The sequence below is a fragment of the Enterobacter sp. genome, assembly GCF_977039595.1.
This window is the reverse complement of sequence record NZ_CDRQYH010000016.1, coordinates 54,142-65,406: the sequence shown is the minus strand read 5'-3', so window position 1 is coordinate 65,406 and position 11,265 is coordinate 54,142. Positions and strand designations below refer to the sequence as shown.

10 protein-coding genes are annotated in these 11,265 nt (G+C 54.8%); 2 read left to right on the top strand and 8 right to left on the bottom strand.

Annotation, left to right across the window (positions count from 1 at the left end):
- On the top strand, positions 1 to 613 hold a 613-nt coding region (locus ACWYRJ_RS07510), incomplete at its 5' end, for a glycine radical domain-containing protein (RefSeq protein WP_455507663.1).
- 203 nt (positions 614 to 816) lie between these two features.
- Positions 817 to 1,557, top strand: a complete 741-nt coding sequence (gene pflA, locus ACWYRJ_RS07505; RefSeq protein ID WP_045630022.1) for a pyruvate formate lyase 1-activating protein — start codon at positions 817 to 819, stop codon at positions 1,555 to 1,557.
- Between the two features lie 36 nt (positions 1,558 to 1,593).
- On the opposite strand, the gene ACWYRJ_RS07500 is transcribed toward pflA, so the two are convergent.
- The 8 genes from ACWYRJ_RS07500 to lolA form a co-directional block, all read right to left on the bottom strand.
- A complete protein-coding gene (locus tag ACWYRJ_RS07500; protein WP_455507662.1) occupies positions 1,594 to 2,124 on the bottom strand; it encodes an anti-virulence regulator CigR family protein in 531 nt (176 codons plus the stop codon).
- 123 nt (positions 2,125 to 2,247) lie between these two features.
- Positions 2,248 to 3,396, bottom strand: coding sequence for an MFS transporter (locus ACWYRJ_RS07495; protein ID WP_455507661.1), 1,149 nt, complete (start codon positions 3,394 to 3,396; stop codon positions 2,248 to 2,250).
- Between the two features lie 275 nt (positions 3,397 to 3,671).
- On the bottom strand, positions 3,672 to 4,535 hold the full coding sequence (locus ACWYRJ_RS07490) for a dimethyl sulfoxide reductase anchor subunit family protein (RefSeq protein ID WP_111963923.1): 864 nt from the start codon (positions 4,533 to 4,535) through the stop codon (positions 3,672 to 3,674).
- A gap of 1 nt (position 4,536) precedes the next feature.
- Complete coding sequence (locus tag ACWYRJ_RS07485) at positions 4,537 to 5,154, bottom strand: DMSO/selenate family reductase complex B subunit (protein WP_021240882.1); 618 nt, start codon at positions 5,152 to 5,154, stop codon at positions 4,537 to 4,539.
- A 10-nt stretch (positions 5,155 to 5,164) separates the two neighbouring features.
- Positions 5,165 to 7,609, bottom strand: a complete 2,445-nt coding sequence (gene dmsA, locus ACWYRJ_RS07480; protein WP_455507660.1) for a dimethylsulfoxide reductase subunit A — start codon at positions 7,607 to 7,609, stop codon at positions 5,165 to 5,167.
- A gap of 210 nt (positions 7,610 to 7,819) precedes the next feature.
- Positions 7,820 to 9,112, bottom strand: a complete 1,293-nt coding sequence (gene serS / locus ACWYRJ_RS07475; RefSeq protein WP_008499983.1) for a serine--tRNA ligase — start codon at positions 9,110 to 9,112, stop codon at positions 7,820 to 7,822.
- 92 nt (positions 9,113 to 9,204) lie between these two features.
- Entirely contained in the window at positions 9,205 to 10,548 is a 1,344-nt protein-coding gene (rarA, locus tag ACWYRJ_RS07470; protein ID WP_455507659.1) for a replication-associated recombination protein RarA, read from the bottom strand.
- A 9-nt stretch (positions 10,549 to 10,557) separates the two neighbouring features.
- The gene (gene lolA / locus ACWYRJ_RS07465; protein WP_021240884.1) at positions 10,558 to 11,172 is read right to left on the bottom strand and encodes an outer membrane lipoprotein chaperone LolA; all 615 of its coding nucleotides are present in this window, start codon (positions 11,170 to 11,172) and stop codon (positions 10,558 to 10,560) included.
- Positions 11,173 to 11,265 lie beyond the last annotated feature (93 nt).

Below are 11,265 nucleotides of genomic sequence, written 5' to 3'. Positions count from 1 at the left end.
CTTCGAAATCGAAGGCGAATATCCTCAGTTTGGTAACAACGACTCTCGCGTTGATGACATGGCGGTTGACCTGGTAGAACGTTTCATGAAGAAAATTCAGAAACTGACTACCTACCGTAACGCTATCCCGACTCAGTCTGTTCTGACCATCACCTCTAACGTTGTGTATGGTAAGAAAACCGGTAACACCCCAGACGGTCGTCGTGCTGGCGCGCCATTCGGCCCAGGTGCTAACCCAATGCACGGTCGTGATCAGAAAGGTGCTGTTGCCTCTCTGACTTCCGTAGCTAAACTGCCGTTTGCCTACGCGAAAGATGGTATCTCTTACACCTTCTCTATCGTGCCAAACGCGCTGGGTAAAGACGACGAAGTGCGTAAAACCAACCTCGCGGGTCTGATGGATGGTTACTTCCACCACGAAGCGTCCATCGAAGGTGGTCAGCACCTGAACGTGAACGTGATGAACCGTGAAATGCTGCTCGACGCGATGGAACACCCTGAGAAATATCCTCAGCTGACCATCCGCGTATCTGGCTACGCAGTACGTTTTAACTCCCTGACTAAAGAACAGCAGCAGGACGTTATCACCCGTACTTTCACTCAGTCCATGTAAGTGGAATTGACTGAAATCACGCGTTAACAAGCGTACAATAAAGGCTCCACGTCAGTGGGGCCTTTTTAGCACCCTCTCCACCTCAGTCTCTTTTGTCCGCTATCTATACTTAATGGATAACAGCCAAAACAGACTTAACACAGCCGGCTTTGAGCTGTGCATACACAGGCCCGGGACGGGCCGATGATGGAGATATCACCGCAATGTCAACTATTGGTCGTATTCACTCCTTTGAATCCTGTGGCACCGTTGATGGCCCGGGCATCCGCTTTATCACCTTTTTCCAGGGCTGCCTGATGCGCTGCCTGTACTGCCATAACCGCGATACCTGGGACACGCACGGCGGCAAAGAAGTGACCGTTGAAGACTTGATGAAAGAGGTGGTGACTTACCGCCACTTTATGAACGCGTCCGGTGGCGGCGTCACCGCATCCGGCGGTGAAGCCATTCTTCAGGCTGAATTTGTCCGTGACTGGTTCCGCGCCTGCCACAAAGAAGGCATTCATACCTGCCTGGATACCAATGGCTTTGTACGTCGCTACGATCCGGTGATTGATGAACTGCTTGAAGTGACCGATCTGGTGATGCTCGATCTCAAACAAATGAACGATGAGATCCATCAGAACCTCGTTGGTGTCTCAAACCACCGCACGCTGGAGTTTGCCAAATACATAGCCGACAAAGGCATCAAAACCTGGATCCGCTACGTGGTTGTTCCTGGCTGGTCAGACGACGACGACTCCGCGCACCGCCTGGGGGAATTCACCCGTGACATGGGCAACGTCGAGAAAATCGAGCTTCTGCCCTATCACGAGCTGGGTAAACATAAATGGGTGGCCATGGGCGAAGAGTACAAACTCGATGGCGTGAAGCCGCCGAAAAAAGAGACGATGGAACGCGTGAAAGGTATTCTCGAGCAGTATGGCCACAAGGTCATGTATTAAAGAAAAGGCCCGGTAAAACCGGGCCTTTTTTATATTCTATTTAAATACACCGTTAATAACGGACGTCACAATGGCTGTGCTCAGCGCAATTAAGACCAGGTCGTCCCCGACCACGCGCCATTCATAGCCTGGGTAGGAAGGAAGCTGGTCCAGCATAGAGGCTGGCACGTTTTTCTTCGCAATGCCCGGAGGAAGCGGCTTACCGCGCGCCAGGTTTTTCGCGATGCCCGGAGGCAGAGAGTCATAGCCCGTTAAGCCATAATTCAGCGCCAGGTGACGCGCATGATCGAAGCTCACGCGAGCATCAACATCATTACCGACATCTTTGCTATTTTTGAAGCTCTTATTCGATTTTCCAGGGTTATCCTGTCCGCTATTTTGCTTATTTCCATGGTTGCCGGAGTTACCAGAATTCCCGTTACCATGATTACCGCCATTACCTTGTCCGCCACCGTTTCCGTGACCACCGCCGTTCCCGTTTCCAGGATTAGCCATGACCGGAGCCGTTGCAAACGTTAAAGACAACACTACGGCAAGTGCGGTAGTGGAAAAACGACGAATAGACATGATTGCTGCCTTATAGTGGTAGGACTCACCTGAATTATCGCCAGGCATGAAAAACAGACAATACGTAAAAGTCTTATATGTGACAGGAACAAAAAAGCCTGTCATCGACAGGCTTAAATTTAATCAGGCATGTGCCACAGGCGTTGGATGCTCACCTGCTTTACGCAGCAGCATTAAGAGATATATAAACGACACGCTGGCAATCATGATAAACAGTAAATTGTCGGAGTAATTCTGCATCAGCATCGCGGTAAACGTCGGCCCTAATAAGCTGCCGATGGTATAGCTCAGTAACAGCGCCTGGTTCATTGCCACCAGCTGGTGATGCTCAACTTTTTCGCAGGCCCAGGCCATTGCCACCGGATAGAGCGTAAAGCCGGCGGCCCCGAGAATGAACAGCGCAGGCGCCATCGCGGCATTGCTGAGCATGGCAAGACATCCCATGATGACCACGAAGACCTGAACGCGCAGCACCAGCAAACGACCGAAGCGGTCTGCCAGTCGGCCAATCGGCCACTGCCCGACGATCCCCGCACTCACCATGACCGCCATCCAGAAGCCAATTCCGGAATCGCTGACGCCCTGATGATTCAGATAGAGCGGCATCAGGCCATAGAGCGAGCCCAGTACAATCCCCGATATAATGCAGCCGTTAACGCCCAGACGCGCATGACGCAGTCTGAGCATTGGCCAGACGTGGGTTGCTTCCTGGTGTTCGCTGTTCTGGTTCACGATGCGCGTGAAGAGCAAAGGCAAGATCGCGGCCAGCACCATACCCGTAACCCACGGCAGAACGCTCATGAGGTCGGTTGGCAGCTTGCTGACCATCAGTTGCCCCAGCACGGTGCCGACGTAATAAACCATCATATAGGCTGCCAGCAGGCGTCCACGGTTACGGGAAGTGCCGCTGCACATCAGCGCACTTTCAACCACCACCCAAATCATCGCACAGCCTACACCGGCTATGAAGCGCCATGCCATCCAGCTCCAGAAGCCGACCATCAGGCCTAGCCCCGCACAACCGGCGGCGAAAATCATCGAAGCCAGATAATAGCTGCGGTTAAAGCCAAAGCGTTTAATCAGGCTCCCGGTCACCAGCGTACCCAGCAGGTTCCCGGTAAAAAAGGATGAACTGACCATACCCACCTGCCAGGTCGGTAAGTTTTCATGGGCGAGCCACAGCGGGACGAGCGTATTTAACACTGCGATCGCCAGGGTCAACAGAAGCAGGCCACAGAGCAACAGAAGCACTGGCCGGGTATAGGTGGTCATGGATTAAAAACCGTGAGGAAGTTCAGATTTCGTGCGCATCATGCCACTGCCAAAAACAAAGTCAATCCACTGATTTAGCCGCCTCGCACAATATGTTCCCTGTCGATTTAAAAAACTTATCCTGCTAATACCACGCCTGCTATAGATATTAATTATGTATCTGTTTTTATTTATTAATGGGAGGAATTAAAACAAAACGACAGACGAAAAATTTCATGATCGAAAAAAGAAAAAGCCGGGCGCTCAGGCCCGGCTTGATATAACCAAATACAACGTTAACTGGCGATAGCCATACCTACGGTCATATGCAACCCGTAGAACACACCGCGGCCAATCAGTTCACCCGCCAGGACCAGCACAAAGGCCAGTGACAGCAGCGGTAGCGCGGGCTGATAACCTTTGAGCTGAGGAGCGATCCAGAATACCAACGCGGCGACCAGCAGAACGATGCGCCAGGCCATCAGAGCACCGTAGTCCGGTACCAGGGCAGAAGCCTGCTGGATAGAGCTGTGAATGGTTGCCAGTTCTGCACCCTGCATCAGGGCGACTATCGAACTCACTACCAGCGCCAGCAGAGAAACTGCGGGCAGCAAACGCATTGCCCACCCGTCTACGCCCGCCACGCGCAGCAGCAGGTAGCCCAGCAGCGGTCCGCCGATCAACATCGTCAGGAAGAAGCTCATTGGCGTCCAGACGCTGTACCATGTTGGAACGGTATCGATGGTGTTATAGACGCGCACCATCATCCACACGAACACCACGCCTAACACCATGGTCACGATTAGCCACAGGCTGCGCAGACCCGCAGGCAATTTTTTCATGGCGGCCAACAGCCAGCCCAACCCACCGACGGCAAAGAAAATTGCTCCGCTGGCAATCTCGTTACTGAGGGATGAGGCCCCCACGCGGTTCAGGGAGTTAAACGCGCGCATAGGCGAACCCAGGTGAAGCGTAGAGGCGATAAACCCAATCCCCATCAGCACCCACAGGCCAAACATGCTCAACACTAAACGCTGCTGCTGTTCAGCATTGAGGCGACCTTTCAACAGCGCCAGCGCGAGCACAATGAAACCACCCGCCACGCACTGACCAAAGACCGTGAAGATCATCAGCGGCCATTCATGCCATCCACTTCCCATCTCACACCTCCTTCGGATTTGCCAGGTAGCCGGTGGTATCACCTGTAGGACGGCTGTTGGCGTTAGGTTTAATCACAATGCTCGGCTTCGTGAAATGCGCAGACGGCAGCGGTGCCACGGCAGCGAGCTGACCGTGTTTTTGACGCAGCTCTTCAATAGGACCGAAGTCCAGCGCGCGCAGCGGGCAGGACTCGACGCAAATCGGCTTTTTGCCGTCCGCCACGCGGGTATGGCAACCGTCGCATTTGGTCATATGACCTTTGGCGGCATTGTACTGCGGCGCGCCGTACGGGCACGCCATATGGCAGTACCGACAGCCGATGCAGACATCTTCGTCCACCACCACAAAACCGTCTTCACGCTTGTGCATCGCCCCGCTCGGGCAGACCTTAGTACAGGCCGGATCTTCACAGTGGTTACAGGCAATTGACAGGTAATAGGCAAAAACGTTCTGATGCCAGACGCCGTTATCTTCCTGCCAGTCCCCCCCGGCGTATTCATAAATACGGCGGAAGCTGACGTCAGGGGTCAGGTCTTTGTAATCTTTACAGGCCAGCTCGCAGGTTTTGCACCCGGTGCAACGGCTGGAATCAATAAAAAATCCATACTGGGTTGTCATCGGTTACTCCTTAAACCTTTTCAACCTGGACAAGGTTTGTGTGGGATGGGTTGCCTTTCGCCAGCGGCGACGGACGCTGCGTGGTCAGTACGTTAATACTGCCAGCCTGGTCGATGCGGTTTGCATCAGGCCTATACCAGGCACCTTCACCCAGCGCCACTACGCCTGGCATCATGCGCGGCGTCACTTTGGCTTCAATGTGAACCTCGCCGCGACCGTTGAAGATCCGCACGCGATCGCCATTGCTGATGCCTCGCGCTTTGGCATCCATCGGGTTGATCCACATCTCCTGTCGGCAGGCGGCTTTCAGCACGTCGACGTTACCGTAGGTAGAGTGAACACGCGCTTTGTAGTGGAAGCCGGTCAGCTGCAGCGGGAATTTCGCCGTCAGCGGATCGTTGTAGTTTTCAAAGCCCGGCGTGTAGATCGGCAGCGGATCGATAACGTCCCCTTCCGGCAGTTCCCAGGTTGACGCAATTTTTGCCAACTCTTCGGAATAGATTTCTATTTTGCCCGACGGCGTGGTCAGCGGGTTCGCCTGCGGATCTTCACGGAACGCTTTGTACGCCACGTGGTGCCCTTCCGGATCGCGCTGTTTGTACATCCCCTGCTTGCGGAAGGTGTCAAAGTCCGGCAGGTCAGGAATGGCCTTACGGGAGAGTTCATGCAGATGGCGCATCCACCCTTCCTGAGTCCGCCCCTCGGTAAACTGCTGCTCAACGCCAAGACGTTTCGCCAGCTCGGAGGTCATCTCATAAATGGTTTTGCACTCAAAGCGCGGTTTAATCGCCTGGTCGGTAAAAATCACGTAGGACATGTTGCCGCAGGATGCATCCAGCGCGAAATCCATCTGCTCAGAGGCGGTGCAGTCCGGCAGCAGGATATCGGCATATTTCGCCGAAGAGGTCATGTGGCAGTCGATCACCACAATCATCTCGCACTTCTTGTCGTCCTGCAGGATTTCATGGGTACGGTTGATTTCTGAATGCTGGTTGATGAGGCAGTTACCGGCATAGTTCCAGATCATCTTGATCGGCACGTCCAGCTTGTCCTTGCCGCGCACGCCGTCGCGCAGGGCGGTCATTTCCGGGCCGCGTTCAATCGCATCGGTCCACATAAACATGGAGATGCTGGTCTGAACCGGGTTATCCAGCGTCGGCATACGTTCGAACGGCACTTCATATGAACCTTCACGCGCGCCGGTGTTACCGCCGTGAATGCCGACGTTGCCGGTCAGAATGGAGAGCATGGAGATGGCACGGGTCGCGATTTCGCCGTTCGCATGACGCTGCGGACCCCAGCCCTGGCTGATATAGGCCGGTTTGGCTGAACCAATTTCACGCGCCAGCTGAACGATACGATCAGCCGGGATGCCGGTGATGGTGGACGCCCACTCCGGCGTTTTCGCCACGCCGTCGCTGCCCTGTCCGAGAATATACGCCTTGTAGTGACCGTTTGCCGGCGCGCTGGCTGGCAGAGTTTTCTCGTCATAGCCGACGCAGTATTTATCCAGGAAAGGCTGATCGACAAGATTCTCAGTGATCATCACCCACGCCAGGGCGGAGACCAGCGCCGCGTCGGTCCCCGGACGAATGGGAATCCACTCGTCTTCACGTCCGGCGCCGGTGTCGGTGTAGCGTGGGTCGATGATGATCATGCGGGCATTGGATTTGGCGCGGGCCTGTTCGAGGTAGTAGGTTACCCCACCGCCGCTCATGCGGGTTTCACCCGGGTTATTGCCGAACAGCACCACCAGCTTACTATTTTCGATATCAGACGGGCTGTTTCCGTCCGCCCAGCCGCCATAGGTGTAGTTCAGGCCAGCAGCAATCTGCGCCGATGAGTAGTCACCATAGTGATTGAGATAACCGCCGCAGCAGTTCATCAGGCGCGCCACCAGCGTTTTACCCGGTGGCCAGGAACGGGTCAGCGTGCCGCCAAGCGTCCCGGTACCGTAGTTCAGGTAGATGGATTCGTTGCCGTACTCTTTAATCAAACGCTGCATGTTAGTGGCAATGATATCGTAGGCTTCATCCCAGCTAATCCGCTCGAACTTCCCTTCCCCACGCTTACCGACGCGCTTCATCGGGTATTTCAGGCGGTCAGGATTATAGACACGACGACGCATGGAGCGACCGCGCAGGCAGGCACGGACCTGATGTAACCCTTCGTAGTTATCGTCCCCGGTATTGTCGGTTTCGACATATTTAATTTCACCATCCACCACATGCATACGCAGCGGACAACGGCTACCGCAGTTGACGGTACAGGCACTCCACACCACTTTTTCCGGGGAAGTGGCCGGAGACAGAGCATCAGCCGCCGACGCCAGTCGGGTAAAGGGGAGCGTGAAGGCACTGCTGGCTACGGCCAGGCCGCCTATAGCCGTGGTTTTCATCAAACCACGGCGAGTGACCTCGGCAGCCATTAATGCTTCAGGCGCGTTGATTTTCATAGAGACTCACTTTGGTTGCTCACAAAGAAAAGCGAGGCGGCGCAAACCGCTATGTAGTTTTATATATAACGAATATTTTCGTTATCAGCGTTTTATGCTGACTTTCATTCGGAGGAGTATTACTACTTTAGAGGGAGGGGGTATTGCGTCGTATCAATTCATAAGCATAAAAAAAGCGCCCTGAGGCGCTTTTTTGTTTTAAGACAAATATTAACCGATGTACTGCTGGCCTTTCATGTATGGACGCAGCACTTCAGGGATCTCGATACGACCGTCTGCCTGCTGATAGTTTTCCAGCACGGCAACCAGGGTACGACCCACAGCCAGACCAGAACCGTTCAGGGTATGTACCAGACGGGTTTTCTTGTCAGATTTGCTGCGGCAGCGTGCCTGCATGCGGCGCGCCTGGAAATCCCAGACGTTAGAGCAGGAGGAGATTTCACGGTAGGTGTTCTGCGCAGGCACCCACACTTCCAGATCGAAGGTTTTGCAGGCGCCAAAGCCCATATCACCGGTACACAGAGCCATACGACGGTACGGCAGACCCAGCAGCTCCAGAACCTTCTCCGCGTGGCCGGTCATCTCTTCCAGCGCGTCCATAGATTCTTCAGGACGAACGATCTGCACCATCTCAACTTTGTCGAACTGGTGCATACGGATCAGACCGCGCGTGTCGCGACCGTAAGAACCTGCTTCAGAACGGAAGCACGGAGAGTGTGCCGTCAGCTTAATTGGCAGGTCGTCTTCATCGATGATCTCATCACGCACGAGGTTAGTCAGCGGCACTTCAGCGGTTGGGATCAGCGCGTAGTTGCTGCTGTCTGCTTCCTCGTCCAGAGGACGGGTATGGAACAGATCGCCGGCAAATTTTGGCAGCTGGCCCGTACCGTACAGCGTATCGTGGTTGACCAGATACGGCACGTAGGTTTCGCTGTAGCCATGCTGCTCGGTGTGCAGATCCAGCATGAACTGCGCCAGCGCGCGGTGCAGATGGGCAATCTGGCCTTTCATCACCACGAAGCGAGAACCTGTCAGCTTAACCGCTGCCGCAAAGTCCAGGCCCGCGTGCATTTCGCCCAGCGTCACGTGATCGCGTACTTCGAAGTCAAACTCACGAGGCGTACCCCAGCGCTTCACTTCAACGTTGTCGTTTTCATCTTTGCCGACAGGCACGCTGTCGTCAGGAATATTCGGGATAGCCAGGGCAATATCACGAATCTCGGCCTGAAGAACGTCCAGCTCAGCTTTCGCCTGATCCAGTTCTTCACCCAGCTTGTTCACTTCCAGGCGTAATGGCTCAATATCTTCCCCGCGCGCTTTCGCCTGGCCGATGGATTTCGATCGAGAGTTACGCTCTGCCTGCAGATTTTCAGTTTGTACCTGCAGTACTTTACGACGCTCTTCAAGAGCGCGTAGCTTATCTACATCCAGCTTAAAGCCCCGGCGTGCCAGTTTTTCAGCGACTGCGTCTGGCTCATTACGCAGCAGATTGGGATCGAGCATGCTTATCCTGTGCTTATCGAATTAAAATAGGGAAATGTGACCACAGCCTGCGGCCACAAGGATACTACGCCAACATTACCGCAACGATTGAACTAACGGTAGCGTTTTATAGGGCTATTTTGATCCTGTCCGGCGAGCCAGGTGAGCTTTTCACCAATCTTGCCTTCAAGACCTCTGTTTGTGGGGCGATAATAGCGCGTTTGTGCCATCTCCTGCGGGAAATATTCCTCCCCTGCGGCGTAGGCATTGGGTTCATCATGAGCGTAGCGGTACTCCTGCCCATACCCCATCTCTTTCATCAGTTTGGTCGGTGCATTACGCAGATGAACCGGCACATCGTAGTCCGGGCGTTCACGCGCATCCGACATTGCCGCTTTAAACGCGGTATAAACCGCATTGCTTTTCGGCGCGCAGGCCAAATAAACAATCGCCTGCGCAATGGCACGTTCGCCCTCCGCGGGTCCAACGCGGGTGAAGCAGTCCCAGGCCGACAGCGCGACCTGCATAGCGCGTGGATCGGCATTGCCAACATCTTCAGACGCAATCGCCAGACAGCGGCGCGCGACATACAACGGATCGCCGCCCGCAGTGATAATGCGCGCGTACCAGTAAAGCGCCGCATCCGGCGCGCTGCCGCGTACCGACTTATGCAGCGCCGAGATCAGGTCGTAAAAACGGTCGCCTTTATTGTCGAAACGGGCGCTGCGTTCACCAGCAATTTCGGTGAGCAATTCCGGTTTAAGCACCCGCTTCCCGGCATCGTCGACTTCGGCCATATCGGCCATCATTTCCAGCGTATTCAGCGCCCGACGCGCATCGCCGTTGACCAGCTCCGCGATCGCACGACGCGTGTCGTCGGGCAGAACGATATTCTGCCCGCCGTAGCCGCGCGCTTTGTCGTCCATCGCCTGGGTGAGAACCTTTTCAATATCCTCGGTAGTCAGCGATTTGAGCAGATAAACGCGCGCGCGGGAGAGTAGCGCCGAGTTCAGTTCAAACGACGGATTCTCGGTGGTCGCGCCGATGAAGAAGATCGTGCCGTCTTCAATATGCGGCAGGAAGGCATCCTGCTGGCTCTTGTTGAAGCGGTGTACTTCGTCCACGAAGAGGATGGTGCGCCGCCCGGCATTGCGGTTCTGCCGCGCACGCTCGATCGCCTCACGGATCTCCTTCACGCCGGAGGTCACCGCCGAGATGCGTTCAACGTCCGCGTTGGCATAGCGGGCGATCACTTCTGCAAGCGTGGTCTTGCCGGTGCCAGGGGGCCCCCAGAGGATCATGGAGTGAAGATGCCCGGCCTCAATGGCGCGTGGCAATGGCTTACCGGCAGCCAGCAGGTGCTGCTGGCCGATGTACTGCGCTAAATTTTCTGGCCGCATACGGGCGGCCAGAGGTTGAAACGCGTTATCTGAAAAATCGAGCGACAGATTGCCCACTCACGCCTCTTACTTATTGCGTTGGTCGTCCACCGTCACGCCCTTCGGCGGGGTAAAGGTGAATTTCGATGCATCAACGGCGCCGTTCTGCTGAGATTTAAGCTGGTAGCTGCTGCGCTGATCGTCCTGCTCAACCGCGCCGAACTGATTAATGGTACCGTTGGTGCTCACGTTAATGGTGAACTGCTTCAGGTTGCCGTTGCTGCCTTTCGGCGTCAGGACGAACTCGTCACCCGTCTGTTTAATATTGTACTGCTGCCAGTCGCTGGCCTGGTTTCGGGCAATCAGCATAAACGGCGTATTGCTGGTGGCATCTTTCAGCCAGGTCGCAGTAGCCTGCTCAACGAACGGGTTGTAGAACCATAAGGTTTTACCGTCAGACACCAGGATGCTCTCATCCGGCTGGGTCATGTGCCAGTTGAACAGATTTGGGCGTTTTACCCACAAATCTCCCTGGCCTTCCTGCACCGCGTTGCCGCTGCCGTCCGTCACTTTTTGCGTGAAGCTGGCGTGGAAGCTGCTTACTTTATCCAGTCGGCTTTTAAGGTCGCTGGCTGCATCAGCCCAGACGCTGCTGGCAACAAAACTGGTGAGTAATGCACAGGCGATGGCGATTTTTTTCATTGTTATTCCTTAAAATACGTCTTCCCGATATGGGATTTCCGTCTTCTATTCTGGACCTGCCCGAAGGCAGGCGACAGAAGAAAATGCTTAATT

Excerpts from the sequence above, each read along its gene's own strand:
- pflA (WP_045630022.1), top strand. The coding sequence starts at position 817 with ATGTCAACTATTGGTCGTATTCACTCCTTTGAATCCTGTGGCACCGTT.
- ACWYRJ_RS07500 (WP_455507662.1), bottom strand. The coding sequence starts at position 2,124 with ATGTCTATTCGTCGTTTTTCCACTACCGCACTTGCCGTAGTGTTGTCT.
- ACWYRJ_RS07495 (WP_455507661.1), bottom strand. The coding sequence starts at position 3,396 with ATGACCACCTATACCCGGCCAGTGCTTCTGTTGCTCTGTGGCCTGCTT.
- ACWYRJ_RS07490 (WP_111963923.1), bottom strand. The coding sequence starts at position 4,535 with ATGGGAAGTGGATGGCATGAATGGCCGCTGATGATCTTCACGGTCTTT.
- ACWYRJ_RS07485 (WP_021240882.1), bottom strand. The coding sequence starts at position 5,154 with ATGACAACCCAGTATGGATTTTTTATTGATTCCAGCCGTTGCACCGGG.
- dmsA (WP_455507660.1), bottom strand. The coding sequence starts at position 7,609 with ATGAAAATCAACGCGCCTGAAGCATTAATGGCTGCCGAGGTCACTCGC.
- serS (WP_008499983.1), bottom strand. The coding sequence starts at position 9,112 with ATGCTCGATCCCAATCTGCTGCGTAATGAGCCAGACGCAGTCGCTGAA.
- lolA (WP_021240884.1), bottom strand. The coding sequence starts at position 11,172 with ATGAAAAAAATCGCCATCGCCTGTGCATTACTCACCAGTTTTGTTGCC.